Here is a 26,337-nt window from a genome sequence, read left to right as displayed (position 1 = left end):
AGGCCGGATAGGCTCCTTGCAGGATGGGGTTAATCAGGCATGACGCTGACAATCTGGCAAGTACGAACAAAGAAAGTCTCATCTCCAATATTCAGAACGACATGGTCCGGCTTTACGTCCATTAGTTTACCTCGCAGTGTATCCCTGACAGTAGAAACAATCAGTACCTTTCCAATGACAGACCGTAATGTTTCATAGACATAAGGTTCAAAGTTGAACATAGGCTGAGATTGCATGTTACCCTGATTCATAGGCATAGACATCACCATTTCATTTTGCGGATAGTTTCTAAACTGATACATAACATACCTCCTGATATTTTCCTCTTCCTAACAATATGCAGGACAAAGTTCCAAAGAATGGGCTGAAAACTAAAATGGGCAGGGAGGTTTACCTTAAAACACTAACAGGAATAGTCACTCTCAGCGCTTGAAAGCGGTAAAGAAGGACTTCAAATCATTCAGCGAGAATTAATAGTCTGAAAGTCAAAGTGTAAAGGGGAAGATGACTATGGAGATAAGGGAAGCCGTGTCGGATGAAGAATGGAATCAGGTTTATCAGTTATTAATTGAATTAAGGACAAACTTGGAGGAAGAAACATTCAAAAAACTCTCAAAAGAAATGAGAGCTGAAGGGTACCGGGTGTTCGGTTTATATGATAAAAAAGAGCTGGTTTCGCTTGCTGGTGTCGTCATCCGGACAAACTTTTATGCAGGACGCCATGTGTTTATTTATGACCTTGTCACCAAATCGTCTGCCCGGTCAAAAGGGTATGGACGAAAACTCCTTCAATTTATTGAACAATGGGGAAAGGAACAAGGATGTGAGACAGCAGGATTGGACTCTGGATTACATAGAAAGGATGCTCATCGTTTTTATGAAGGGTTGGAATATGGGAAATACAGCTATGCTTTCAGAAAGAATCTAAGATAGTTTAAAAGGGCTTTCTTGAAAAAAGAGAAAAAAATCTATATAAATATTCATTCAAAAACCTGATGTATTTCTCTTTGTTTTAGAATAAAAATACAATATAGCTGTTAGGATTTCATTTTTTATGCATCGAAGGGAGATAAATGTCCTCTCTTGTCTCCTCTAAAAGGTTTAATATTACTCCATCTATGGGAATATTCCCGTAAAAGGCATTATATTATGGAGGGTTAAAAATGGCAACTACCATTAGGAAAAACCAAAAGGAATATTGTGACAGTGAATATGACAGGTTGGAAAAGGTGATTGTCTGCCAGCCGCGATACATGAAGATAGATGAAATCATTAACGAGACTCAAAAACATTTTCTTGATAAAAATATAGATATCACTACAGCTCTAAAGCAGCATAATGATTTTGTGAAGGCACTAAAGGACAATGGTACAGAAGTAATCGAAATGACACCGGACCCTGAACTGCCTGAACAGGTCTTCACAAGGGACATTGGATTCACAATCGGGGATACGATATATGTCTCTGAAATGGGTAGTGACATCCGTTCTGGAGAAGATGAAGTATTGAAGAAATGGCTGGAAAAGAATGGCCATCAATATAAAAAGCTGGATTACGGGACTATAGAAGGCGGAGACGTTATTGTTGATAAGAATAAAGTATTCGTTGGTGTCAGCCATCGCACCAATGCGGGTGCAATCGACCAGCTGAGAGAACTTGCAGACGGATTTACCGTGATACCAGTCCCTTTTCAAAAAAAATACTTACATCTTGACTGTGTGTTCAACATTCTTTCACCTGATCAAGCACTGGTATTTGCTCCTGCTTTCAAACAGAAAGAATTACAGATGCTTGCAGAACACTTCAACTTAATTGAAGTAAATGATGCAGAACAATTCACTATGGGCACGAATGTCTTATCGATCGGAGATAAAAAAGTACTCAGCCTCCCGCAAAATAAGGCAGTGAACAGAGCATTAAGAAAGCATGGGTATGAAGTGATCGAAGTCGATTTTTCAGAAATCATCAAATCCGGCGGTTCATTCAGGTGCTGCTCCATGCCGGTAGTGCGCAAGTAGATGACAGTCCACTGCGGTTATGTTATAGTAAAATAACAATAGAAGATTGCTGCAGAAATGCAGGAGAGGTTCTAGCTTAACCCTCTATAAAAAACTAAGGAAACGGCATCTCCTTGGGTGCCGTTTTTTTGTTTGCTTTCATAAGTACAAAGTAAACTAGTCACATATTATAGAGTAACGCCATGAACTTCCTTCTTCTTTTACTGGCATTGAGCCTGAAAAAGAGAGGAGATTGGAAAATGAAAAACGAGAAAGCGCTGGTCGTCTTCAGCGGCGGCCAGGACAGCACGACATGCCTGATATGGGCCAAGAAAGAGTTTAAAGAGGTGGAAGCAGTCACCTTTAATTACGGCCAGAGACATTCAGAAGAATTGGTCTGTGCAAGCGAGATTGCAAACGAATTAGAGGTGCCTCATCATGTTTTGGATATGAGTCTGTTGAATCAGCTTGCCCCAAGCGCCCTGACTCGAAATGAGGAAATTACGGAAAAGGAAGGGGAACTTCCTTCTACTTTTGTACCAGGAAGGAACCTTTTATTCCTATCATTCGCCGGGGTTCTTGCAAAGAACATAGGTGCCATGCATATCGTTACAGGAGTCTGTGAAACAGATTTCAGCGGCTATCCTGACTGCAGGGATATGTTCGTTAAATCATTTAATGTTACCTTTAACCTGGCCATGGATGAGGGTTACGTCGTCCACACCCCGCTTATGTGGCTGGATAAAGAAGCCACATGGAAGTGGGCAGATGAAATGGGCATGCTTCAATATGTCAGGGAAAAGACGCTTACCTGCTATAACGGAATCCGGGGAGACGGATGTGGAACATGCCCCTCCTGCAAACTGAGAAGTAAAGGTCTGACAGCCTATTTATCTTCTAAAGATGGAGGAGCAAAACTATGATTGGCCAAATTTATCCTGTACCTCAGCACTCCTATTCCTATGAGTTGAACAAAGATTTTCAATTTGCTGCCGCCCATAGGATTCCTTCAGAAGCGGCGGGGAAATGCCAGAGAATTCATGGGCACACCTATTTTGCAAACATTACAGTCGGCGGTGACATCCTCGATGAATCAGGATTTCTTATCAATTTTGCAACGATCAAAAAGCTTATTCATGACCGGTTTGATCACACATTGTTAAATGACGATCCTTTATTCAAAGGTAATTCAGAGCGATTTCCAACGACAGAAGTTATGGCAGAGGTAATGCATAGCATTATTCAAGAGCATTTGGATCAGCAAGGCAACAAGGCTCAGTGCCTGCAGGTGTTTTTACGCGAGACTCCGACAAGCTACTGTATTTTTCGGCCGAGAAGAGGCAAAGAGCTATGAGAAAAATACCGGTACTTGAAATATTCGGTCCGACCATTCAAGGGGAAGGAATGGTCATCGGACAGAAAACGATGTTTGTGCGCACGGCGGGCTGTGATTATTCATGCTCCTGGTGTGATTCTGCCTTTACATGGGATGGGTCAGCCAAAGAAGATATCCGTTTATTGACCGCAGCAGAAATTTGGCAAGAGCTTCGTGAGATTGGCGGAAGACGTTTTAATCATGTAACGATATCTGGTGGAAACCCGGCACTCATAACGGCAATAGAAGAGCTGTTGGCCGTTTTTAAGGAAAATGGGATATCATCAGCACTCGAAACACAGGGCAGCAGATGGCAGGACTGGTTCATGGATATTGATGAACTAACCCTTTCGCCTAAGCCGCCAAGCTCGGGAATGAAAACAGACTTTGAAAAATTAGACTATATTATAGAACGGTTAAAGGATCATACCAGCCGAAGCTTAAAGGTCGTCATTTTCAATGCGGAAGATCTCGAATACGCAGCAAACCTTCATGAAAGATATCCTGGTGTTCCTTTCTTTCTTCAAGTTGGTAACGGCAACCTTGCAGCAGAAGAAGGCAAGGGGTTTCTATCTCAATTAATTACTGACTACGAAATTCTTATTGAAGCAGTTACGGATAGTGAACGGTTGAATGACGTTAGAGTACTTCCGCAGCTTCATACCTATGTATGGGGAAATAAAAGGGGAGTTTAGGTTTTTACTTTTCTGTTCTTCAGCTGTTCTTGCTCAAACCTATCTGTTTCCGGTCGTTTTACAGCATACCACAATGAAAAATTGCTCCGTATCATTTAACAGACGGAGCTTTTTCCTGTATATTAGCAAGGAAATGACAAAACCTAAAACCATTAATACATAGAGAAGCCTAGGAGGCCAAACATGCAACGTTTTTTACTATCTCATAATGATTTAGATGGAGTCGGATGCGGCATCATCGCCAAAATAGCCTGGGGAGACGAGGCGGAAGTACGCTACAATTCGATAGGCGGTTTAAACTTTCAAGTGGCAAGGTTCTTAAGAAGGCCGCAAAAAAACACAAAGTTGTTCATTACGGACCTATCAGTGAATAAAGAAAATGAAGAAGCTCTGCAAAGCTATTTTAAAAAAGATGGAAAAGTGGAACTGATTGACCATCACCGCAGCGCTGAACATTTAAATGAATACGAGTGGGCAGCCGTGACCGTCCAATACGAAGATGGCAGGCTGGCCTCAGCAACATCCCTTCTTTATGAAGAACTTAAAGAAAGAGGCGAGATTGAATCGACCCCGATCTTAGAGGAATTTGTTGAGCTTGTCCGTCAATATGATACGTGGGAGTGGGATGTGAACAACAACACTACCGCCAAGAGGTTGAATGACTTGTTCTTCCTGCTAACGTTAGAAGAGTTTGAAGAAAAAATGTTAACCCGCCTTAAAAAACATGAAAAGTTTTTCTTTGACGAGTTTGAACAAAAGCTTCTTGAAATGGAAGAGGCTAAGATTGAAAGATATATCCGCCGGAAAAGAAGAGAACTGACCAAATCGTTTATCGACGAATACTGTGTAGGTATAGTGCATGCAGAATCCTATCATTCAGAACTGGGGAATGAACTCGGAAAAGATTACCCTTTCCTTGACTACATTGCCATCATCAGTGTTGGAGGAAAACGAATTTCTTTAAGGACGATTCATGATCATGTCGATGTTTCTGAAGTGGCAGGAAAATTTGAAGGCGGCGGGCATGCGAAAGCTTCAGGCTGCAATTTGACGACCGAAGCATTCAAGCTTTTTGTCACGGATGTATTTACCATCGAACCACTTCCGATTGATGCTCCGAAAAATCGTTACAATATAAAAGAGTCTCCTAATGGGTCTCTCTATAAAAACAGGCAGGAAGACCAATTGTTTGTCTACCCAATAGATGGTGAAGAGTGGAAAGTCGAATATAATGGGGTCTTCGAAGGTGATTTCCCAACATATCTGGATGCGGAAAATCATATTAAAAAAGAATATTCTGCTGCTCTGTGCAAAGATGATGAGTACACAGAATTTTTGATGGAAAATGTAAAAAATCACAAAATCCTTCAAGCTGCAGCCGAAAAACTGCCTTTTAATGTGATGGCAGACAAAAAAGGAGAGTAACAGAAAGAAGCGGGTCTCGATGAGAGACCGCTTCTTTTAAAATTTCAAAAGCTTTTTTAATGGAATTCTACTATGTTTTTGCTGAGTTAATATGAATACCTATACACATTCATAATATTCTGGCAAAAAAGCAAAAAGCTAAACTAAATGTTAAGAGTAAAAAACCTTTGATGCACCGCGCTAGTCCGGTGAAGGGCATAATATCAAATAACGGGTTCAATTTTTGAGTGTAAAATTAACGACTACACATCAAAAGGAGTGTCAAAACGCATTAATTTTGATACTCCTTTTTTGTTGATTTAAGGGTATTCTTGCTAGTGAATCTGTTCAAATTGGTAATTCAAAATGAACACTAAATAGCAAATGACAGAACTTTTTGATGTGCAAAATTCGTGGCACAATTTCCTATACACTTTCAATCCAATACTAATATAAAGGAGAGTAATTAATTATAAAAAATCTAAAAATAATTTGATTGGAACGGAAGGTGCGTGACCTCCTGCGGGACTAGCGTGACAGGTGAGACCCCACAGGCGAAGCCGAGGAGGCTCACCGCACGCCCCGCGGAGTCACGCACCTGGAGTGGAAATCAATAGACTTTGTGTTTTGGTGTGAATCACTCGACCGTTTCTTTAGCTAATTAGAAGTTTATACTTCAGAAAAGAACCCGTTACATATCAAGATACACTTCTGATTAGAAATGGAATTTATGTCTTCAAATCATCATTAAACAAACTCGCTGAGCTGCTCAGTGCAGAGGTGAAACTATAGGTCATTTAAGGCAGCCGCTATTTTTTCAGCAAAGATCAGAGCTCTTTCATTGTCTCCGTGCAGGCATATGGTATCAGGAATTATTTCAATGTCTATCCCATCTATACTCATAACTTTGTGTTCTTTTACCATTCTGATTACCTGGTCTATTGCCTGCTGCTCATCATGGATGAGGGCTCCTTCCTGTGTGCGCGGTGTGAGGCTGCCATCCCTTTGATAGGTCCTGTCAGCAAAGACCTCGCTTGCGGTAAGAAGGCCGATTTCCTCACCAGCAGCTACCAGGCAGGAGTTTGCCAGGCCGAATAGTGTCAAGGAAGAATCGAAATCATGTACTGCCTTAGCGATGGCACTTGCTGTTTCTATTTCCTTTGCTGCCCGGTTATAGAGGGCGCCATGCGGTTTTACGTGGGATAGTTCTCCTCCTTGCGCTTTTACAATGGCGTGCAGTGAACCAACCTGATACAGGACCAGTGAATAGATTTCCTCTGGTGGAATTTCCATATGGCGCCTGCCGAACCCCTGAAGGTCAGGATAACTTGGATGGGCTCCAAGCTTAACGTCATTTCTCAACGCAATCTGAACGGTTTTCAGCATGATGTGCGGGTCGCCTGCATGAAAGCCGCAAGCAATATTAGCCGAAGTGATTTTTTTTAGGATTTCTTCATCATTTCCTTTGAGATAGCTTCCAAAACTTTCTCCAAGATCACAATTCAAATCAATTTTAATGCTGATCTCCTCCTGTTCTTAGCTTCTTAGCCGAACTCTCAGTATCCCGGTAATTCACCAGAATCCAGTGAACTCTGCTGATAGTTTACTGCAATTGAGAACGGATACTTATTTTGTTTGTTTCAGTCTCTATTTTTCAATCGGATTCCAGACTTAATTAATTTAAAATCCTCTTCTTTATCCACTAATGCTTGATAAGCTTCCTGTATTGTGACTTCCTTGAAACGAATTTTTTCAAGAGGCTTCAGCTGGGCAATGACAGGCAGGTCGGCTGTTATGACATTGGCGATTTTTGGGTAGCCTCCTGTGGGCTGGCTGTCGGCCATGAGGATGATAGGCAGGCCGTTTGCAGGCACTTGAATCGACCCTTTTACTATTCCTTCAGTAGATAACTCCCGTTTTTCTTTTGTCATGAGCGTTGGCCCATTCAATCTATACCCCATGCGGTCGGACTCTGACTGAATGGTAAAATCTCTTGACAAGAAGCTTGATTGTGCTTCTTTAGTAAACCAATTCCACTGCTTGCTCTTGAGGATTCTCACTTCTCTCTTTTGAAAATAGGTGAAGAAGGAGGGTGAAGCAGACCAGGAAATTTTTCTGTCTGAATGACCTTCTGAATTCAGATCAATCTTATCGCCTGCTTTTAATGCTCTTCCCTTGTAACCGCCAATTCCCGCGGGCAGATAGGTACTGCAGCTTCCAAGTTGTTTCTCTATTTTGATGCCGCCTTTGAAAGCGATATACACGCGCATTCCTTTTTCAGCGAGCCCGAATCGAAGGACATCCCCTTTTTTTATCAGCAAGGGTTTGTTGTTGGATACCCTTTCATTGTTAATGGAGGGGTTCAAATCTGCACCGCAGAGGGCCAGTTCTGTGTCCGATGTGAAGTGTAATACAGGTCCTTGCATGGTGACTTCCAATGCAGCTTCAGTCTCCCTGTTACCCACTATAAGATTAGCCAGTCGGAATGCAGTGGAGTCCATGGGACCGCTGACTGGCATGCCGATATTTCGGTAGCCTGTCCTGCCTTTATCCTGGATGGTCGTCAACAAGCCGCTCTTTTCTACTGAGAAACCCATGGTCAGCTTTCCTCCAATCTATGAAATTCTTCTTTAGATATAGATGTGAACTTCAACAGGTCCCCTTGGGAGAGGAGGGCAGGATTATCAGGATTGCCGGGGTTGAACAGCTTCAAAGGTGTCCTGCCTATGATTTGCCAGCCTCCTGGTGAGGAAACAGGGTATACACCAGTCTGGCTGCCTGCAATCCCGACAGAACCCTCTTCAATTTTGATCCGTGGGCTTTGCCGCCTTGGTGCGGTAATAGAAGAGGACATTCCTCTTAAGAAAGGGAAACCCGGGGAAAAACCCAGAAAAGCTACAGTATATAGTTTTTCGGAATGGATCTTAATGACTTCCTCAACAGAAATATCATTGTATTGTGCAACGAAAGGAAGGTCGGGGCCATAACCATTCCCATAAAGGACCGGAATGGTAACAATGTCTTTATTTTTCCTGCCTTCCTTCACCTCCAACGCATCGATTGATTCAATCAGTGCAGCCTTCATCAGTTGAAAGGGGTAATGAGATTTTATTTTAAGAGGGTCATAGTGAACGGTTACCGTGTTATAAGAGGGCACCGCCTCAATGAAGGATTCGTGCATGAACGAGGGTAGAGCTTGTGTAAGAGAGGTTAATATATTCAACAGTCTTTCTTCATCAGCGCTATGAAAATCGGCTATAAGAGCAGAATCTCCAAGGGGATAAATTGTATAGTTCATTGTCAACACATCCATTCATCAACATTCTGAATTCAATATCAATTCTAACATAAATTGAAAGGAGAGAGAGGGAGGGGCAATCAGAGAACATGGAACAGAGAAAAGGCTGCTCTTCTAATTTGGAAGAGCAGCATCTGGGTGTCATATTGTGATTTTTTTGGTCAGAGCGGGTTTAAAGGCAGAAGGGTCATCCAGCCTGATATGAATCTGTGACACACTTTTTGTGAAACCATAAAGTAAATAGGCTTTTTGCGGTTCATTTAAAAGAATTTCAAGCTGAGGTTTTTCTTCAATGAAATCAGGGGCAATTGCCTGAAAGGTTGTTTTGACCATTTCTTTTTCGAGTTTCTCAGGGCCTTCATACTCTCTGATAGATTTAATGGCTTTTAAAGGAATATTGATTCTGCTGGCAAACCCTATCCGTATGATGAGCTGGTCTTCGGTGATCCTCACAGGATTGAGGCGGAAACCTTGTATTTGGGCAAGAATGAAAAACACAGTATATATATTCAATATGAGTAGGATCCAGGAAACAATTGGATTCCACTGGTGAAGCAGGTAGTGAAGACCGGCCGATTCAAGAAGAATGGCGTGAATAACCATTATATAAAGGGCCATGGTGCTTGTTTTATGATGAAGGGTGAACGAGTCTTTAGTCACTAAAGCTTTTTTCTTCCATGAACACAAGCTGTAGTAGAACAGAGAAAATTCGGTCAGATAGATTTTCATAAATAGGGGAGCAGACATATTTCTCTGGATGGCTGTCTCGAGCCGGTGTGGGAAAAAGTCTCCATCATCCGCTTTGAGTTCCTTTGTATAGGTCCAAACTTTAGGAATCGTCTTTATGATATGAAAGGCGATATACAGTTCAAGAAGCAAGAAGGCTCCTTCGGCTGCAAAGAGCAGGTATTTAAAAAATGGGAGTGATGACAAATGATCGTTTGGGACGATGATCCAAGCAGCACCGTATCCTGCTGCAATGACAAGGGATAATGTTTTGAAAGAGTGGGTCCCCCGAATGATAAAAAAGTAAGCCAAAAGTGGTATGACGATCATCAAGTCAACAATTGATCCAATAACCATTCCTTCTGGCACTTCTTCAAGGCGGTAAACGAAAAAATTACATAATAGTATCAACGTTGTTAACGAAAGAAAAAGCAGCCATTTCTTTTTCGGTTTCTGAATAGCGTCCACCATACTGATTCCCCCTTGGGAAAAGTTTTGTTATTTATAGTATATAAAAAAAGGGAATTATTTCCGCTGGAAGATATGTAAAATTATTGAACTTCTTGAATAAGTTTCACGGCATGTGGGAGAAACCCCTGAATATATTAATAGATATCCTTCCTGAAAAAGGCGGTGTAATGATGGAAGTCAATATAGAAGAGCAGATAACCCGAATAAGGGACAGATTGACAGCCGGACAGCAAAGTGACGGATCGTGGCATTACTGTTTTGAAAATAGTTTAATGACCGATGCCTATATGATTGTCCTGATGAAGTCTTTGGGCATTAAAAAGAAAAAATTGACTGAGGAGCTCGGAACACGTCTATTATCCAAGCAAACCACCGAAGGTCATTGGAAGATTTTCAATGATGAAGAGGAAGGAAATCTTTCTGCTACAGTAGAGGCTTATTTTGCCTTGCTTTGGAGCGGCACAGCCAAAAAGGCAGATAAAAATATGGTGAAAGCAAGAAGCTATATCCTTTCCCGAGGCGGCCTTGATAAAGTCCATTCTATGACGAAGTTCATGCTCGCTGTTCATGGACAGTATCCTTGGGACCGCTTCTTTCCTGTACCTGCAGAGATTATTCTCCTGCCCTCTTATTTTCCTGTCAGCTTCATGGATTTTAGTGCCTATGCAAGGGTTCATATGGCACCTCTCCTCCTGTTGAAAAGCGAGGAGTATATCCGTAAAAGTTTCTTGCCGCCTGATTTCTCAGACTTACTGACAGAAAAGGAAGCCGATTTATTTTTCCGCAAGAATGAAAGAATCTTTGTGGACTCCCTTACAAAGGGGCTGGAAGCGATCGCGGCTGTTCCTGCAAATTTAAGAAAGCTCAGTAAAAAGGCGGCGATGGACTATATGCTGAGCAGGATTGAAATCGATGGCAGCCTATACAGTTATTTCAGTTCCACTTTTTATATGATCTTTGCACTCCTATCACAAGGGTACTCCAGAGAGCATCCCCTGATCGTCGAAGCAGTGAAAGCGCTGATGTCCTATCAATGTAAAGGAAAGGGCTTTCCTCATATCCAAAACTCAACGTCGACTGTATGGGATACAGCTTTGATCACCCACGCCCTTCAAACTTCAGGAATGGATTACGGGACCAAGCCGATTGTCATGGCAAATGAGTACCTCTTCAAACAGCAGCACTACAAAAAAGGGGATTGGGCTCTAGAAGCACCTGGGACGATTCCGGGTGGATGGGGATTTTCCCACAGCAACACGATTAACCCGGATGTTGATGATACAACTGCTGCCTTAAGGGCAGTAAAATCAGAGGCTTTTCAAGACTCGAAGAAGTATGCTGCATGGGAAAAAGGAGTCAAATGGGCTTTAGCCATGCAAAATGAAGATGGAGGCTGGCCGGCATTCGAGAAAAACAAAAATAAAGAAATCTTGTCCTGGGTGCCCATGGATGGAGCGGAAGATGCAGCGTTAGACAAATCTTGTGCAGATTTAACCGGAAGGACGCTTGAATTCTTATGCAAGGATGCCGGGATGATATGGAAAAGTAAACAAGTAAAAATGGGGATTGATTGGCTGATGCGCCACCAGGAAAAGAACGGGTCATGGTATGGGAAATGGGGCATTTGTTATATTTACGGAACTTGGGCAGCTCTTACCGGTTTGAGTGCAGCAGGAGTAAGAAATGGAGAAGATGCAATAGTAAGAGCGAAAAAGTGGCTGTGCCAGATTCAAAATAGTGACGGAGGCTGGGGGGAATCCTGCCGCAGTGATAAAGAGAAGAGGTATATCTCATTGGGGAGCAGCACTCCATCACAGACAGCGTGGGCCCTGGATGCATTGATTGCGGCAAGCGATTTCCCGACCAAGGAAATCCGCCGGGGGATGGAAGCGCTCCTTATTCTCATCCAAAGTGATGATTGGCGGACGAAATATCCTACAGGTTCAGGGCTGCCCGGAAGGTTTTATATTCACTATCATAGTTATAACTATATCTGGCCCCTTCTGACGTTAAGCAACTATAAAAATAAATTCATAGAGAAATAAAGACAAAATAAAATCTTTTAAAAAAGCTCTTTTCGTAACTTTGTTGCTTTATGATACTAATACCGAAGATATATCAATAATAAGAGCTGAAAGTATGGTAAGGATGAAAAGTGCCACTCTTCCCTGCTAAGAGATAAAACTCTTCGTATCCGGTGGAAAATCCGGCGTTTGGATTTTTCGAAAGCAGCAATAATTGCGAAAGGATTCTTAATCCTGGTGGTTTGCAATTTAAGTCAATTCATTAAAATATAAAATTCTGATAAAAGCCTATTGACTAACCAGTTCACTTTATATTATGATAATTAACAATTACAAAACGGATCGGCGTTGACGAAGAGGAGTAGCTTCCGATGATCACTTAAGAGAGCCAGTGGGTGGTGTGAACTGGTGTGAATCATGGATGTGAATGGACTTCCGAGCCTTCAAACCGAAATCGGCTTGTGTCGAGAGTAGGCTTTGACGAACGTCTCATCGATATAAGAGACACATATTAGAGATTATTCTCCGATATGGCTAAGCGGGCTGTCAGACAGTCAACGAAGGTGGTACCACGGGTTTCCCGTCCTTATTTTTAGGACGGGAAACCCTTTTTTTATTTGAAAAAATTCCATAAAGAAAAATCATTGAACAAGAGTAGTAGGTAATGCTGAAATCGTTACAGAAAGCCGGCGGAGATGAGAATCCGGCACGAGGGGCACTATTGAATGGACTTGTGAGAGGCTGCTTGAACAGAAGTAGGGCAGTCCGGGGTTCCACCGTTAAAAGGATAGGGTATCGGATTATTTTCCCGTACCTGAAAAAGAGGAAGTTCTTTTTTGAGCTTCAATGCGAGGTGGCACCGCGATTTCAATCGTCCTCCATGAAACAGTTGATCTGTTTTCATGGGGGACTTTTTTGTTTAGAGAAGAAAATCGACAAATTCCGGGGCGTGACTGTCACAGGAAGAAACAGGAGGAAGAAACAGATGAAAGATATCCGATTCCATACCAGAGAAATAAATGCGGATGAACTGACGCCGATCAGTGTTTTCAAAAAGTTGAGGGGGCGTCGTAAGTTCCTGCTTGAGAGTTCGCTGAAGCATCAAAGATCAGGGAGATATTCATTCCTTGGCAGCAATCCTTTTTATGAATTTAAGGCAGATGGCCGTGAAATGACAGAAGTTCATTATCCTTCAGGAGAAATCTTCCATTCAGAAGGCAATCCTTTCGAAAAGCTGAAAAAGATGTTTTCCGGTACATCAGGCATTAAGCAGGACTTTCCTTTTGAGGGCGGAGCGGTGGGCTATATCGGATATGATAACATCCGCCATTATGAACATATCGGCCGGATACCAGAGAACGCTCTTGAAATGCCAGACATCCATCTTATGTATTACGAAAAAACCATCGTTTTTGATCATCTTGAAAACAAAGTGATTTTGCTTGCATTACAGGGTTTTGATGAAGAGTCAGTTCAGGTGCCGGAGGGGATGCTGGATGAAATGGAAGAGAGCATCCGCCAAATAGAAACTGTACAGGATGAGTGTGATCCCGGCCGGCTATCCTTCCAATCTCAATTATCGAGGGAACAATTCCTCGCTATGGTAGACGAAGCCAAGGAACAGGTGCTTTCCGGTGAAATATTTCAAGTCGTGTTATCGCAAAGATTCAGGTCTGAATTCTCCGGAGATGCCTTTACTTATTACCGCAAATTAAGAAAAAGCAATCCGTCTCCTTATATGTTCTTTATCGATTTTGAAGACTATGTAGTGCTTGGCACCTCCCCTGAGAGTTTCATCAAGGTGCAGGGGAGAACGGTTACGGCCAATCCGATTGCCGGAACCCGCAGGCGGGGCTTAGATGATCAGGAAGACAGTGGATTGGAAAAAGAGCTCAAAGAAGATGAAAAAGAGCTTGCTGAACACCGAATGCTTGTGGACCTTGCCAGAAATGACCTGGGAAGGGTCTGTGAACCGGGGAGTATCACTTTGACTAAGTACATGATGGTCGAGCGGTACAAATATGTGATGCACCTGGTGTCGGAAGTGGAAGGAAAGCTTCATCCATCGGTTGACAGCATGGATGTCATCACCGCGAGTCTTCCAGCAGGAACAGTCAGCGGAGCTCCTAAGATAGCCGCAATGAAAATCATCAACGATTTGGAGAACTGTAAACGGGGTGTGTATTCAGGTACGGTGGGCTACATTTCTGTAAATGGCGATATTGATATGGCACTGGCAATCAGAACGATGGTTATCAAAGATGAATACGCGTATGTGCAGGCAGGAGCAGGTGTCGTTTACGATTCCGAAGCTGAAAAGGAATACGAGGAAACCATCAATAAAGCGAAAGCATTAATCGAGGTGGCAAAATGATTTTGTTAATTGATAATTATGATTCTTTTACATTTAATTTATATCAATATCTTCGCGAGCTTGGGGAAGATGTACTCGTTAAAAGAAATGATGAATTGACCATTGAAATGATTGAAGAACTCAATCCTTCGGCTATCGTCCTTTCCCCCGGTCCTGGCCGGCCTGAGAATGCTGGAGTTCTCATTGAAGTCATCCAGCATTTTTATAATAAAACACCTATTCTTGGAGTATGCCTAGGGCATCAGGCGATCGTAGCTGCATTTGGGGGAGAAGTTGTCCGGGCAGAGAATATCAGACATGGAAAGACATCCTTGATCAGACATAATAATTCTGCATTATTTCAATATATCCCGCAGCCCGTTGAAGTGATGCGTTATCACTCCTTGGTGGTTAAGAAGGATTCACTTCCGCCAGTTTTAACGGCTGCTGCTCTCTCGATGGATGATCAAGAAATCATGGCATTAGAACACTTTCAATACCCGGTGTTCGGTGTCCAGTTCCATCCAGAATCAATTGGAACAAAGCTTGGGAAAAAAATACTGAAGAATTTTATTCTGCTGAAGGAGGAAGCGAAAAATGAAAGAGTTTCTACAAAAATTATTTGACGGAATCTCATTTGAAAAGGGTGAAATGAAATTGGCAGTTGACTTACTGCTGCAAGAAGGAACCAGCGAGAGTGAAGTTGCCTCCTTTTTGACAGCCCTGAAAATGAAAGGTGAAACCGTGCAGGAAATATCTGCGCTTGTCGAGCTGCTGCGTGAGCGAGCAAACTTTCAGCCTTTTCCTGCGTCAGATGTTATGGACATTTGCGGAACAGGAGGGGATGGATCCCAGAGCTTTAATATCAGCACAACAACTGCTTTTGTTTTGGCAGGTGCAGGAGTTAAAGTTGCCAAACATGGCAATCGCAGTGTGTCGAGCAAAACCGGCAGTTCTGATGTGCTGGAGCACTTAGGAATATCGCTTGATTTCGACAGTTTTGAAATTCAAGAAATGCTTGAGAGCAATGGACTTGCCTTCCTGTATGCTCCTTATGTTCATACCCGCTTGAAAAAGGTCATGAAAGTGAGGGGAGAACTGAAAATCCCGACCATTTTCAATATGATTGGCCCCCTGACCAATCCTGTCCCAATCGATACTCAACTATTAGGAATTTATAGACGCGATATGCTTAAGAAAATGGCCATGGTTCTTCATGAACTGGGAAGAAAACGGGCAGTTGTTTTAAATGGTGCGGGATACATGGATGAAGCATCTTTAGCAGGAGAGAACCATTTAGTTCTGCTGGAAAATGGAAAGGTTACAGAGTTCACTTTATCACCTGAGGAAGCGGGTCTCCCGGTCTATTCAAATGAAGAGATACGGGGCGGTGATGCCATGGAAAACACAGAAATCCTTCTCCAGGTTCTTAAAGGAAAAGAAGGTGCCTATTTAGATACAGTCCTCTTCAATGCGGGAATAGCCCTATTCGCGAATGGAAAATCGACTACTATAGCCCAAGGTGTCAAATTGGCAAGAGAATCTGTGCAAAGCGGTGCAGCTTTTGAAAAGTTACAGAAAACAGTAAGGTATTCCCAGCTCGTGAGAAAGAAGGTTATGTGACATGAGTGATATTTTAGACAAGATTATCGATAGAAAAAAGCAGGAAGTAACCCGTTTGAAAAAGTTTGGATATAAAAAAGAAAATTTGTATAGAGAGAATGGTCAAAAACTTTACAACAAGCTGCATTCCTCCTCTGTAATGGGAGTCATTGCTGAAATAAAGAGAGCGTCTCCTTCAAAAGGCGATATTGCCACTGTTGTAGATCCTGTTCAGCAGGCAAGAATTTATGAAATCGGGGGAGCGGCTGCCATCTCTGTTCTGACAGATGAAGAATTTTTCAAAGGTTCCATTGAAGACCTTAAGAGAGTGAGAAGAGAAGTGGATCTGCCGCTGTTATGCAAAGATTTCTTTATAGATGAGATTCAAATAGACAGGGCGAAGGATGCCGGAGCCAGCATTATTCTTCTGATTGCTGCTGCCTTAACACAGAGACGGTTAAAGGAGTTGTATGAGTACGCCATATCTCAAGATCTTGAAGTGCTTGTTGAGGTTCATGACAAAGAAGAAGCAGAGAGAGCTGCGAAAATTGAGGCTGTTATCATCGGAATCAATAACCGTAACCTGAAAACGTTTGATGTTGATCTCGCTCATACAGAAAGTCTGGCCCCTCTGTTGAATGATAAAAGCAGGGTCATCATCAGTGAAAGCGGGATGAAGGAAAGAAGTGACAGTATCCGGGCAGCAAAAGCCGGTGCGGATGGAATACTCGTTGGAGAGTATTTGATGAGAAGTGAAAATGCCGAAAAAGCCATTAAAGACTTTGCCGTAGATAAGGAGGCTGTCCTGTTTGGTTAAGGTGAAGATTTGCGGAATCATGACAGTCGAACATGCTGAAGCTGCCGTTCACGCCGGAGTGGATGCAGTAGGATTCATATTTGCAGAAAGCAGGAGAAGGATATCTCCCGAAGCGGCAAAAAAAATTGGAGGGATCATTCCTGCATCTGTTCTTAAAATTGGTGTGTTTGTCGATGCATCCAAAAAAGAAATAGAAGAAACGGCAGAGACTGCAGGCCTTGACTATGTTCAATTGCATGGAAGCGAGACCGCTGAATTTATGGAATCTTTAGCAGTTCCTGCATTTAAAGCGATATCCATTAAAAAGGAAACTGATTTATCAGGAATAGAAAGGTACCCTGGGAGCATGGTGCTGGTGGACAGCGGCCATGGAGCAGGACAAGGGGGGAGTGGTTTGACTTTCGACTGGTCCTATTTGAAAGATCTTTCTATTCCTCACAACATTATCCTTGCAGGTGGATTGACTGCAGATAATATTGAAGCAGCGATAGAGGAAGTAAACCCTTTTATGATTGATGTATCAAGCGGTGTGGAAACCGGCGGAACGAAGGATATAAGAAAAATGGTTGAGTTTTTAAACAAAGCAAAAGACATAACGACTAAGAAGGAGGAAATAAAATGATATATGCACAGCCGGACCAAAAAGGTCTTTTCGGTCGATTTGGAGGACAATTTGTTTCAGAAACCCTCATGGGAGCAGTTCAGGAACTGGATTACGCTTATGAAGAAGCGATTAGGGATGAAAGCTTTCAGAAAGAGCTTCAGTATTATTTAAAAGACTATATAGGAAGAGAAACTCCGCTTTATTTAGCAGCCAATCTCACCGAACGTGCAGGAGGGGCGAAAATTTATCTGAAAAGAGAGGACCTGAACCATACTGGAGCACATAAAATCAATAATACAATCGGCCAGGCACTGCTCGCCATCCGTATGGGCAAGAGGAAGATTGTAGCTGAAACAGGTGCCGGCCAGCACGGTGTTGCGACAGCAACAGTCTGTGCACTGCTGAATCTTGAATGCGTCATTTTCATGGGCGAAGAAGATATACAACGCCAAAAACTGAATGTTTTCCGGATGGAACTTCTCGGGGCGCAAGTCATCAGCGTCAAGCAGGGGAGTGCAACATTAAAGGATGCTGTAAACGAGGCCATGCGTTATTGGGTTTCACATGTAGGGGATACTCACTATATTATCGGGTCTGTCTTGGGGCCGCATCCTTTTCCTAAGATGGTGCGGGACTTTCAAAGTGTGATCGGTAAGGAAACGAAGGTCCAATTCACGGAGAAAGAAAACGCTCTGCCCCAGGCAGTGGTTGCCTGTGTAGGAGGTGGAAGCAATGCGATGGGAATGTTTTATCCTTTTATAGAGGATAAAGAGGTGAAGCTCTTTGGAGTGGAGGCAGCAGGTGCTGGAGTCGATACGGATAAACATGCAGCGACCATGACAAAAGGATCGTCTGGTGTCCTTCATGGAGCCATGATGTATGTCCTGCAGGATGAACATGGACAAATCCAGGAGGCCCACTCCATCTCAGCAGGTCTTGATTACCCTGGTGTAGGCCCCGAGCACAGCCATTTGAAAGAGATCAACCGTGTGACATATACGGCGGTGAGTGATCAGGAAGCTTTAGATGCATTCAAAATGCTCTCTGAGGAAGAAGGAATTATCCCTGCACTTGAATCCTCACATGCTGTTGCTTACGGAGTTAAACTGGCGTCCGGTATGAGTCCGGAGGAAAGCATTGTCATCTGCTTATCAGGGAGAGGCGATAAAGATGTAGAAACCGTCAAATCGAGAATCGGAGGGAACCACCATGGGTAAAAAATTTCTGGAAGAAACACTGGGAAAATTAAGAACAGAAGGACAGGGGATATTCATTCCGTATCTAATGGCTGGAGACGGAGGGCTGGAAAACCTGGTGGACCAGGTGTCGTTTCTGGAAAATGCGGGCGCATCTGCCGTAGAAATCGGCATTCCCTTTTCCGACCCAGCCGCGGATGGCCCTGTCATACAGGAAGCCGGAAAGAGAGCTCTTCAAGGAGGCACAACCTTGACTGGTATATTTGAAACTCTTAAAAAGAGCCGGGGGAGGATCGGCATACCAGTGATCTTCATGACCTATTTCAATCCTATCTTGCAATTCGGACTTGATAAATTTGCTGAAGAATGCACAGCTGCCGGAGTGGACGGACTGATTATTCCTGATTTGCCTTTGGAACATACAGATATTTTAAAACCTCATATACAGAAAGAGGATATAGCTTTAATACAGCTTGCATCATTGACCAGTTCCAAGGAAAGGCTGAAAACAATAGCGGAGACGACGGAAGGATTTCTGTATGCAGTAACAATCAATGGAATTACTGGAACAGTCAAAGAGTTTCAATCTTCATTGAAAGACCATTTCTTAGAGTTGAAAAAAGTCTGCGATGCTCCCGTGCTTGCAGGGTTTGGGATTTCAACTCCAGACCATGTCAGGAATTTCCTTGAAATAACCGATGGGGTGGTGGTGGGAAGCAGAATCATTCAGCTTCTACAGGAGAAAAAATTAGAGGAAATTAAAGAACTTATTGAAGCGGCGGATGTTAAAACTTCGGTCTCTTAAAAAAACAGATTTCGATGTATAGGCGGAAACAGCCTTTGTAAAAGGCTCTTGTCGTATCCGGGGGTATCCGAAAGCGACAATCTATGGGAAAACAGCCTTGTATAAAAAGAACCTGGCTCAAGAGTCGAGATTTGAGCCAGGCATTTTAATTAACTCAGGCATAAAAGCCAGCCACTTGCCAGCCTCTTTCGACCCTCAAAGTCAGAACAGGACGAGAGTTTATCCATCCAATAAACCTACGTAATTTTTGGCTGCATCTTTCCTTCTTCCTGGGGTTCAGGTTTGATCAACCACAAGGCAAAGAATGCTGATACGGCACTAATGCCGATTAGAATCATGAACGTAACTCCCTTTGAAAGCAAAGCGACAATAGGCGGGCCTGCTGCCACCCCGATAAACCTCATGCTGCTGTAGATGGACGTTATGGTGCCTCTATGCTCTTTTTCGATTCCTTCTGTTATAAGTGCATCTAAACAAGGCAATGCTGCACCGATTCCTATGCTGGCTAACGAGAGAAATATCAAAAGCATCCATTTTCCCTCAGTAAAAAAAATCGGTATTTGAGCTCCTGCTCCCAGTAACATGCCGGCTACAATCGCCCATTTCATCATTGTTCTGTTTTTTCCAATGAACTTCCCAGTCAGGAAGGAGGTTGCACATAAAAATAACAGAGGCATTGCGAGGTAAAGCCCTTTAAGGACACCGTCGATTTTGTATTTGGTTTCCAATACATTCGATAAAAAGAATAAAAAGCCAAAAAGAATGAACATAGAGACAATTCCAATGACAAAGATAGCGGAAAGCCATTTCCCTTCCTTGCCGAGGATTTCTTTTATTTCTTTAGTAAACTCCTTTATTGTCTGAGCTTTTTCGTCCTTTTTCTCCTTCTTCGGTACTTTTACCAAGAAGAACATTAACAGGATTGCAATAATCGAAAATAGGGGAATTGAGAAGAATGGAATGAACCAGATCCAAGCTGCAAGCAGTGATCCTAGAACAGGACTGAGTACCTTTCCAAAAGTATTGGAGGTTTCTATAAGCCCTAATCCTTTTGTCACTTCTGTTTCATCCTCAAACATATCGCCTACAGTAGGGATGACAACCGGGAAAGCACCTGCAGCACCGATCCCTTGCACTAAGCGCCCCAGCAGTACAATCCAATAGCCATCCTTCATTTGCCAAGAGGCCCAGCCGGAAATGATTCCACCTATCCCTGCAATAATAAGGCTTGGGATAATAATCTTCTTTCGGCCGAATCGGTCGGATAGATACCCTGCAATGGGAATCAAAAGAATAGCTACAAGAGAATATACCGTAATGATCATGCTGGATTGAAAGCCGGTGATTCCAAGCTTTTTCTCCATGGTCGGAAGAACAGGAATCAGCATCGAGTTGCCAAGTGTCATTACAAGCGGAATTGAAGAGAGAGCAAATAAGTCCCATTTCTTTTTTTGTTCCATAGTCGATCCTCCAAAAAGACAAATTCATTCACTTCGTTTATTGTCTTCAAAAAAAAGGAATTCATTCAAAGGCAAGAAGTCATTTTTTGGATACTTAAAAGCGGCTCGCTAAGAACTATAAGAAACAAGAAACAAGAAACAAGAATCAAGCCATTCTGTAGAGGTATCCTGGTCCATTCGAGTTTAGACTAGATATGTCTTCCGTTGTTATAAGGAAAGATAAAACTGCATATCGAGGGGGATCCGGCTCACGGTTTTTTCTGAAGCAGCTTGTTAATTTGATTCGAGAAAGCTGCCATATTCTGATTAAAATAGTAAGAGTTCCTTTTTCAAAGATAAGAGGCAGAGCTTTCATGAAGAATAGAAGCTTGGAATTTTTCCCGCTCCAGAGCTTGAACGAAAAGTGTCTGAAAAGGACCCCGCTTAAACTACTGGTGAAACACTCTGTGTTCAAATGTTCGTCCTATGTAACGGATTCAAAATAGGAGGGTATCTGGCTGTGTGCTCCCCTCTTGTCTTCAGGAGAACCGGGCTTGAACTTAATGGCCATAAAACCTTCATCAGGGACCAGGAACGGAGTGGAGATTCTTTATGAAGAAGCTGCTTTAAATCCAAACCGGGGATAATAGTGAGGGTGGCCCAAAACAACAGCATGCCTCATTGCTCTGTATTTCACCCTTTCCAAGGGCCTTCCTGACGGGCTTGCCAGGATGGAGAAGTTTTCACTGCTGCCATCAATCAATACTTCGCTCATTGGCAGGTGTCCGGCAACGTTCCCTTTATTGCTGACTGCTCAAAGATATAGCTGTGGGACAAACCATTCTGAATTTCTGATGTAATTTATCAGGTTCTCTTCATACTGGCCGCTGAAAGCCAGACCATTGAGGTTTTGGTCATCTTCCCGTTCATTGGCTGTCTCCTTTTAATCTCAATCTTCTTCTTCCTTTCCATTGCCTTTTCCTAGAATTACGTCGTTCTTAAGATAAAGCAAATTGGAAGTTGGTTTTTATTTTCTCTCAGATACATCTATTTCGGTATATTGAAGGTCCATGCTTTTAGGGATTTTTATCTCAAGAATTCCATCCTTGTACTGTGCGGTGGACCCCTTCTTCTTAACAAGACAAGGAAGAGTGATCACCTGTCGTTCTCCAGTGGAAGGGATATTCTCTAAGATGGCTTGATTAGAAGTATGAAACACTTTCACGCTTTTGACCAGGTCGTCATCCTGTATCTTAATTTGAATATAAATGCTCTCAAGGGCTTCAAATATATTCACCGGTATTTTTTCAACACTTTCATGAGGAGTATCTGTTTTCTCAGAATCATTCCGTCCTCCGCTCATCATAGTATTCATATTCTTCATGAAGTCACCAGGGTCCTGTGTCCCTTGCCAGTCACTCGGGAACATTTGCTTCATTACCCCCTTAACATACTGATCAACGTCCTGGGGATTCATACTCTTCATCATATCTTTCATGTTCTTGTTTAATGGAAAAAATGAGTTCCAGGGAAACATGTCTTATCACCTCTTGAGCATTGTAGAGTTATTTGAACGGGGGATACCAAAAATGTATTCTTGTGATCAAAAGCACTATAGGATAATGAAACGAGATATTCTCATACATCATATGCAGGCGGAAGCCCTGTAGTTCTCAGATGTTTACCTCATTGCCCAGTGGTTTGCAAATGAATATCTTAAGTTTTTTAAAGGCTCTTTTGGTAAGCTTTGCTGTTTGATACTAATTTCAAAAAAACCCTATTAGGTAGATAAAGTCTGGTAAAACCGAAAAGAAAAGAGCTGCTCTTCCCCTTTTAGAGTTAAAACTCTTAGTATCCGTGACATCCGACACCAACAATATTTGCGAAAACAGCCTTCTTAAAAAAATGCTTCAACGCTTGATAGCCCGAACCACTGAAACGATCCAGCCCCTCAGGGTCAAAAAATCTACTGTGAATAAAAGGAAAGACCGCCTTTTTTTCTCTGAGGAACATTTGCCTGTCGGGGCTGGACAAGGCGCTTCCGCTTTTGTTCCGTCCAGCTGCAGCGCCTAGCCCCTCGGGGTCAAATAACCCTCAGAGAATAAAAGGAAAGACCGCCTTTTTTCTCTGAGGAACATTTGCCTGTCGGGGCTGGACAAGGCGCTTCCGCTTTTGTATACATGTTTGACTTTGTTGTAAGAAGGGATAAGAGAAATAGGGAGAATATACCTCGATTTCAGGAAAGAAGCGCTGTTAAATAAGAAGAGAAAAATGCATAAAGGTGGCCGGTATGGAGGGATTTGAAAAAAACAAACGAAAAAGTGAATAAAATCAAAAAAAATATTTGGTTTTTTTAGGTAACAGTAGTAAGATGGTTTATGAAAAATGGTAATGTTGCACAGAGATGTGGCTTCAAAAGAAAACTCATTGCATTTTACTATTTCAGAATAATCTAAATACTATATCAATTGAACAAATAGTGGATAACTTTACCAGTTATACACTATTTCGAAAAGTTGGCGAAATTTTAAAGATTTTGTCACAAATGCTTTATCTCTTTACTTCAGAGTGATAAAATGTTGCTGTAAGCGTTTTATATTTCTTTTAAAATACTATACTTACATAGTATTCCAATAATGTAATTAAAAATTTAGAATGGCGAAATGGTTGGAGGTTTTTCAAAGTGAAAAGACAATCAACAAACCAGGCAGGACCATGGGAAAGTTTTTATGGCCCAAACCTTGGTTATATAATGGAAGTGTACGAGGTTTACCAGGAAAATCCGGAAGAAATCGACCCTGAACTTAAAGAACTATTTGATCAATGGGGACCGCCGGAAGCAGTAGAAAGAGAAGCAGGACAATCATCTCCTGCATCATCTCTTCCAACTGGAAATCAAGATTTGGGGAAAATTGTTGCTGCAGTTAATCTTGCTGATAATATCCGTACATATGGACATCTTGCCGCGGATATCTACCCGTTGAACGACCGTGACAAAGATACGAGAAGAATTGACTTGAAAGAATACAATTTGACTGAAGAAGACCTTAAGGGGATCCCGGTTGAATTCATCTGCCCTCAAGCACCTTCAGATGTACGTAATGGGCTTGATGCAATCAACCATCTGAAAAAGGTTTACACAAGCAAGCTGGCTTATGAAATTGCACATGTACATGAATTGGAAGAGAAGAGCTGGCTGAAAAACAAGATAGAGTCCGGTTCCATCTTGACAAAATCGAGTAAAGAGCAAAAACTTGCCCTTTTAAAACGACTTTCCGAAGTGGAAGGTTTCGAGAAGTACATTCACCGCACGTTTGTCGGACAAAAGCGATTTTCCATTGAAGGCCTTGATAACATGGTTCCTTTATTGGATGAGCTTGTTCGCTATTCTGTTGAAAATGGGGCAAGAACGATAAATATCGGGATGGCTCACCGTGGACGCCTGAACGTACTGGCCCATGTAATCGGCAAGCCATATGAAATGATCTTTGCTGAATTTCAGCACGCACCAAGCAAGGCCTTGATTCCTTCCGAAGGTTCAATTGGAATTACTTACGGCTGGACAGGTGATGTGAAATATCATTTGGGTGCTGACCGTAAAATCGGTGTGAGTGATACAGCAAGAGCAAGAGTAACACTTGCCAACAATCCAAGTCACTTGGAAGTTGTCAGCCCGATTGTGGCGGGATATACAAGAGCGGCACAAGAGGAAAGAGAACAAAATGGCTGCCCAACACAGAATCCTGAAACATCCTATGCAATCATGATCCACGGAGATGCAGCTTTCCCAGGTGAAGGAGTGGTAGCAGAAACGTTCAATATGAGCGGCCTGCGCGGCTTCAATACTGGCGGATCCATTCATCTTATCGCTAATAATATGATTGGATTCACGACAGAAAGCTATGACTCCCGTTCGACCAAGTATGCATCCGATACAGCCAAAGGATTTGAGGTTCCGATTGTCCATGTAAATGCAGATGATCCGGAAGCTTGTCTTGCTGCAGCTGTATTAGCTTACGAATACCGTAATAAATTCAATAAGGACTTCGTGATTGATTTAATTGGATACAGACGTTTCGGGCATAACGAAATGGATGAACCAATGGTGACCAACCCTGTGATGTATAACAAAATCATAAATCATCCGACTCCACGCAAGATCTATGAAGAAAGGCTGATCTCCGAAGGTATCGTGACCCAGGAAGAGGCGGCTAAGATGGAGAAGGATATAGAAAACACACTGAAAACAGCATTTGAAAAAGTGCCGACAAAAGATGAGAATCCTGATATCGTGATGAATCCGCCGGAAGACGTGACGAACGGTTTCCCGAAAATCGATACCAGTGTTGATTTTGATCAGCTCCGAGGATTGAATGACGAGCTGCTTCAATGGCCTGAAGGTTTCACCCCATTCAAGAAACTCGAGAAGATCCTTCAAAGACGCGGAGGCGTTTTTGAAGGAAAGGGAAAAATTGATTGGGCGCATGCGGAAACACTTGCATTTGCGACAATTCTTAAAGAAGGAACGCCGATCAGACTGACAGGGCAGGATTCCGAGAGAGGGACGTTTGCCCAGCGCCACTTAGTCCTGCACGATCATGACACGGGCCAGGAAATGATCCCCCTTCACCAGTTGAAAGATTCAAATGCATCCTTCTCCGTGTTTAACAGTCCGTTGACGGAAACGGCTGTAGTTGGTTACGAATATGGCTACAATGTATTTGCTCCTGAGACCCTAGTCTTGTGGGAAGCCCAGTTTGGTGATTTTGCCAATACCGCCCAAGTGATGTTCGACCAATTTATATCGGCAGGAAGAGCAAAATGGGGACAAAAATCGGGACTTGTCATGCTTCTGCCTCATGGGTACGAAGGGCAGGGACCAGAACACTCCAGCGCAAGACTAGAACGTTTCCTTCAAAGTGCCGCTGAATTCAACTGGACAGTTGCAAACTGCTCTACTGCAGGACAATATTTCCACATTCTGCGCAGGCAGGCAGCGATCCTTCAAAAAGAAGAGGTAAGGCCGCTTGTCATTATGACACCTAAAAGCCTGCTGAGGAATCAATTTGCGGCAGCAACAGCCGAAGAACTTGCCAATGGACAATTCCATTCAGTTCTTGAACAGCCAGGGTTGGGGGAAAACCCGGAAAAGGTAGAACGAATTGTCCTTACCAGCGGCAAAATGGCCATCGACCTCGAAGAAAACCTGAAGGGGAAAGAAGGTTTGGATTGGGTTCACATCCTTCGTGTGGAAGAGTTGTATCCATTCCCGAAGTCGGATATTACAGAAATCATGAAAAGGTATCCTAATCTGAATGAACTGCTTTGGGTTCAAGAAGAGCCTAAAAACATGGGAGGCTGGACTTTTGCGGAGTCACGCTTGCGTGATATAGCGCCTGAAGGTGTAGCAGTCAAGTATGCCGGCCGCAGAAGACGTTCAAGCCCGGCAGAAGGCGAGCCGATCGTCCATAAAAAAGAGCAATCCAGAATCATTAGTGAAGCGTTGACAAGATAAACAGGAGGAGGAAGAC

General features: G+C 42.8%; 23 protein-coding genes, 1 riboswitch and 2 other annotated features. Of the genes, 15 read left to right on the top strand and 8 right to left on the bottom strand.

The window, feature by feature from the left end:
- Positions 1–29 precede the first annotated feature (29 nt).
- Positions 30–302: a YuzF family protein gene (locus FZC78_RS04405; RefSeq protein ID WP_252183374.1), complete on the bottom strand. Its 273-nt coding sequence runs from the start codon at positions 300–302 to the stop codon at positions 30–32.
- A gap of 208 nt (positions 303–510) precedes the next feature.
- Here FZC78_RS04405 and FZC78_RS04400 point away from each other — a divergent pair, with 208 nt between their 5' ends.
- The 6 genes from FZC78_RS04400 (at position 511) to FZC78_RS04375 (ending at position 5,492) form a co-directional block, all read left to right on the top strand.
- On the top strand, positions 511–933 hold the full coding sequence (locus tag FZC78_RS04400; RefSeq protein WP_148938437.1) for a GNAT family N-acetyltransferase: 423 nt from the start codon (positions 511–513) through the stop codon (positions 931–933).
- A gap of 230 nt (positions 934–1,163) precedes the next feature.
- A complete protein-coding gene (locus FZC78_RS04395; protein ID WP_148938436.1) occupies positions 1,164–2,018 on the top strand; it encodes a dimethylarginine dimethylaminohydrolase family protein in 855 nt (284 codons plus the stop codon).
- Between the two features lie 59 nt (positions 2,019–2,077).
- A riboswitch (PreQ1 riboswitch) is annotated at positions 2,078–2,122 on the top strand.
- A 135-nt stretch (positions 2,123–2,257) separates the two neighbouring features.
- Positions 2,258–2,920, top strand: coding sequence for a 7-cyano-7-deazaguanine synthase QueC (queC, locus tag FZC78_RS04390; RefSeq protein ID WP_148938435.1), 663 nt, complete (start codon positions 2,258–2,260; stop codon positions 2,918–2,920).
- Positions 2,917–3,351 (top strand): 6-carboxytetrahydropterin synthase QueD, encoded by a 435-nt coding sequence (gene queD, locus FZC78_RS04385; protein ID WP_148938434.1) that lies wholly within the window; start codon positions 2,917–2,919, stop codon positions 3,349–3,351. The genes queC and queD overlap by 4 nt, the downstream gene beginning before the upstream one ends.
- Positions 3,348–4,067 (top strand): 7-carboxy-7-deazaguanine synthase QueE, encoded by a 720-nt coding sequence (queE, locus tag FZC78_RS04380; RefSeq protein ID WP_148938433.1) that lies wholly within the window; start codon positions 3,348–3,350, stop codon positions 4,065–4,067. Before queD ends, queE begins: the two co-directional genes overlap by 4 nt.
- A 183-nt stretch (positions 4,068–4,250) precedes the next feature.
- Entirely contained in the window at positions 4,251–5,492 is a 1,242-nt protein-coding gene (locus FZC78_RS04375) for a DHH family phosphoesterase (RefSeq protein ID WP_148938432.1), read from the top strand.
- Between the two features lie 765 nt (positions 5,493–6,257).
- Here FZC78_RS04375 and FZC78_RS04370 read toward each other — a convergent pair.
- From FZC78_RS04370 to FZC78_RS04355, 4 genes are all read right to left on the bottom strand, one after another.
- Positions 6,258–6,989, bottom strand: a complete 732-nt coding sequence (locus FZC78_RS04370; protein ID WP_148938431.1) for a LamB/YcsF family protein — start codon at positions 6,987–6,989, stop codon at positions 6,258–6,260.
- Positions 6,990–7,111: 122 nt separating this feature from the next.
- Positions 7,112–8,068 carry a biotin-dependent carboxyltransferase family protein gene (locus tag FZC78_RS04365; RefSeq protein WP_148938430.1) on the bottom strand — a complete coding sequence of 319 codons (957 nt, stop codon included), beginning with the start codon at positions 8,066–8,068 and terminating at the stop codon, positions 7,112–7,114.
- Between the two features lie 2 nt (positions 8,069–8,070).
- A complete protein-coding gene (pxpB, locus tag FZC78_RS04360) occupies positions 8,071–8,769 on the bottom strand; it encodes a 5-oxoprolinase subunit PxpB (protein WP_148938429.1) in 699 nt (232 codons plus the stop codon).
- A gap of 141 nt (positions 8,770–8,910) precedes the next feature.
- A complete protein-coding gene (locus FZC78_RS04355) occupies positions 8,911–9,966 on the bottom strand; it encodes a hypothetical protein (RefSeq protein ID WP_148938428.1) in 1,056 nt (351 codons plus the stop codon).
- Between the two features lie 110 nt (positions 9,967–10,076).
- Between FZC78_RS04355 and shc the strand changes: the two genes are divergently transcribed.
- The 8 genes from shc to trpA all read left to right on the top strand — a co-directional run bounded on the left by shc (position 10,077) and on the right by trpA (position 19,367).
- The gene (gene shc, locus FZC78_RS04350; RefSeq protein WP_252183498.1) at positions 10,077–12,011 is read left to right on the top strand and encodes a squalene--hopene cyclase; all 1,935 of its coding nucleotides are present in this window, start codon (positions 10,077–10,079) and stop codon (positions 12,009–12,011) included.
- 318 nt (positions 12,012–12,329) lie between these two features.
- Positions 12,330–12,581 (top strand) — a binding site (T-box leader).
- A 44-nt stretch (positions 12,582–12,625) separates the two neighbouring features.
- Positions 12,626–12,872: a binding site (T-box leader), on the top strand.
- A gap of 103 nt (positions 12,873–12,975) precedes the next feature.
- Positions 12,976–14,364, top strand: a complete 1,389-nt coding sequence (trpE, locus tag FZC78_RS04345) for an anthranilate synthase component I (RefSeq protein ID WP_187444797.1) — start codon at positions 12,976–12,978, stop codon at positions 14,362–14,364.
- Positions 14,361–14,969: an anthranilate synthase component II gene (locus FZC78_RS04340; RefSeq protein WP_148938427.1), complete on the top strand. Its 609-nt coding sequence runs from the start codon at positions 14,361–14,363 to the stop codon at positions 14,967–14,969. The genes trpE and FZC78_RS04340 overlap by 4 nt, the downstream gene beginning before the upstream one ends.
- A complete protein-coding gene (gene trpD / locus FZC78_RS04335) occupies positions 14,941–15,966 on the top strand; it encodes an anthranilate phosphoribosyltransferase (RefSeq protein WP_148938426.1) in 1,026 nt (341 codons plus the stop codon). Before FZC78_RS04340 ends, trpD begins: the two co-directional genes overlap by 29 nt.
- A gap of 1 nt (position 15,967) precedes the next feature.
- Positions 15,968–16,762 (top strand): indole-3-glycerol phosphate synthase TrpC, encoded by a 795-nt coding sequence (trpC, locus tag FZC78_RS04330; RefSeq protein ID WP_148938425.1) that lies wholly within the window; start codon positions 15,968–15,970, stop codon positions 16,760–16,762.
- A gap of 1 nt (position 16,763) precedes the next feature.
- Complete coding sequence (locus FZC78_RS04325; protein WP_353733563.1) at positions 16,764–17,384, top strand: phosphoribosylanthranilate isomerase; 621 nt, start codon at positions 16,764–16,766, stop codon at positions 17,382–17,384.
- Positions 17,381–18,583, top strand: coding sequence for a tryptophan synthase subunit beta (gene trpB / locus FZC78_RS04320; RefSeq protein ID WP_148938423.1), 1,203 nt, complete (start codon positions 17,381–17,383; stop codon positions 18,581–18,583). Before FZC78_RS04325 ends, trpB begins: the two co-directional genes overlap by 4 nt.
- Positions 18,576–19,367, top strand: a complete 792-nt coding sequence (gene trpA / locus FZC78_RS04315) for a tryptophan synthase subunit alpha (RefSeq protein ID WP_148938422.1) — start codon at positions 18,576–18,578, stop codon at positions 19,365–19,367. Before trpB ends, trpA begins: the two co-directional genes overlap by 8 nt.
- A gap of 236 nt (positions 19,368–19,603) precedes the next feature.
- Here trpA and FZC78_RS04310 read toward each other — a convergent pair whose 3' ends face one another.
- The 3 genes from FZC78_RS04310 to FZC78_RS04305 all read right to left on the bottom strand — a co-directional run bounded on the left by FZC78_RS04310 (position 19,604) and on the right by FZC78_RS04305 (position 22,343).
- Positions 19,604–20,827 (bottom strand): MFS transporter, encoded by a 1,224-nt coding sequence (locus FZC78_RS04310; protein WP_148938421.1) that lies wholly within the window; start codon positions 20,825–20,827, stop codon positions 19,604–19,606.
- A 589-nt stretch (positions 20,828–21,416) separates the two neighbouring features.
- Positions 21,417–21,581 carry a hypothetical protein gene (locus FZC78_RS23460; RefSeq protein ID WP_187444796.1) on the bottom strand — a complete coding sequence of 55 codons (165 nt, stop codon included), beginning with the start codon at positions 21,579–21,581 and terminating at the stop codon, positions 21,417–21,419.
- Between the two features lie 252 nt (positions 21,582–21,833).
- Positions 21,834–22,343, bottom strand: coding sequence for an Hsp20/alpha crystallin family protein (locus tag FZC78_RS04305; RefSeq protein ID WP_148938420.1), 510 nt, complete (start codon positions 22,341–22,343; stop codon positions 21,834–21,836).
- Positions 22,344–23,489: 1,146 nt separating this feature from the next.
- Between FZC78_RS04305 and FZC78_RS04300 the strand changes: the two genes are divergently transcribed.
- A complete protein-coding gene (locus FZC78_RS04300; RefSeq protein ID WP_148938419.1) occupies positions 23,490–26,321 on the top strand; it encodes a 2-oxoglutarate dehydrogenase E1 component in 2,832 nt (943 codons plus the stop codon).
- Positions 26,322–26,337 lie beyond the last annotated feature (16 nt).

It is taken from the genome of Rossellomorea vietnamensis, assembly GCF_008180415.1.
GTDB lineage: Bacteria > Bacillota > Bacilli > Bacillales > Bacillaceae_B > Rossellomorea > Rossellomorea vietnamensis_C.
This window is presented reverse-complemented; position numbering and strand designations above follow the sequence as displayed.

What these genes read in the sequence shown, in the direction of transcription:
- trpB (WP_148938423.1), top strand. Translation starts at nt 17,381, where the DNA reads ATGATATATGCACAGCCGGACCAAAAAGGTCTTTTCGGTCGATTTGGA.
- FZC78_RS04365 (WP_148938430.1), bottom strand. Translation starts at nt 8,068, where the DNA reads ATGGGTTTCTCAGTAGAAAAGAGCGGCTTGTTGACGACCATCCAGGAT.
- FZC78_RS04375 (WP_148938432.1), top strand. Translation starts at nt 4,251, where the DNA reads ATGCAACGTTTTTTACTATCTCATAATGATTTAGATGGAGTCGGATGC.
- trpA (WP_148938422.1), top strand. Translation starts at nt 18,576, where the DNA reads ATGGGTAAAAAATTTCTGGAAGAAACACTGGGAAAATTAAGAACAGAA.
- trpD (WP_148938426.1), top strand. Translation starts at nt 14,941, where the DNA reads ATGAAAGAGTTTCTACAAAAATTATTTGACGGAATCTCATTTGAAAAG.
- FZC78_RS04310 (WP_148938421.1), bottom strand. Translation starts at nt 20,827, where the DNA reads ATGGAACAAAAAAAGAAATGGGACTTATTTGCTCTCTCTTCAATTCCG.
- FZC78_RS04395 (WP_148938436.1), top strand. Translation starts at nt 1,164, where the DNA reads ATGGCAACTACCATTAGGAAAAACCAAAAGGAATATTGTGACAGTGAA.
- FZC78_RS04305 (WP_148938420.1), bottom strand. Translation starts at nt 22,343, where the DNA reads ATGTTTCCCTGGAACTCATTTTTTCCATTAAACAAGAACATGAAAGAT.
- FZC78_RS04340 (WP_148938427.1), top strand. Translation starts at nt 14,361, where the DNA reads ATGATTTTGTTAATTGATAATTATGATTCTTTTACATTTAATTTATAT.
- FZC78_RS04355 (WP_148938428.1), bottom strand. Translation starts at nt 9,966, where the DNA reads ATGGTGGACGCTATTCAGAAACCGAAAAAGAAATGGCTGCTTTTTCTT.
- queC (WP_148938435.1), top strand. Translation starts at nt 2,258, where the DNA reads ATGAAAAACGAGAAAGCGCTGGTCGTCTTCAGCGGCGGCCAGGACAGC.
- shc (WP_252183498.1), top strand. Translation starts at nt 10,077, where the DNA reads ATGTGGGAGAAACCCCTGAATATATTAATAGATATCCTTCCTGAAAAA.
- pxpB (WP_148938429.1), bottom strand. Translation starts at nt 8,769, where the DNA reads ATGAACTATACAATTTATCCCCTTGGAGATTCTGCTCTTATAGCCGAT.
- trpC (WP_148938425.1), top strand. Translation starts at nt 15,968, where the DNA reads ATGAGTGATATTTTAGACAAGATTATCGATAGAAAAAAGCAGGAAGTA.
- trpE (WP_187444797.1), top strand. Translation starts at nt 12,976, where the DNA reads ATGAAAGATATCCGATTCCATACCAGAGAAATAAATGCGGATGAACTG.
- queD (WP_148938434.1), top strand. Translation starts at nt 2,917, where the DNA reads ATGATTGGCCAAATTTATCCTGTACCTCAGCACTCCTATTCCTATGAG.
- queE (WP_148938433.1), top strand. Translation starts at nt 3,348, where the DNA reads ATGAGAAAAATACCGGTACTTGAAATATTCGGTCCGACCATTCAAGGG.
- FZC78_RS23460 (WP_187444796.1), bottom strand. Translation starts at nt 21,581, where the DNA reads ATGAGCGAAGTATTGATTGATGGCAGCAGTGAAAACTTCTCCATCCTG.
- FZC78_RS04405 (WP_252183374.1), bottom strand. Translation starts at nt 302, where the DNA reads ATGTATCAGTTTAGAAACTATCCGCAAAATGAAATGGTGATGTCTATG.
- FZC78_RS04400 (WP_148938437.1), top strand. Translation starts at nt 511, where the DNA reads ATGGAGATAAGGGAAGCCGTGTCGGATGAAGAATGGAATCAGGTTTAT.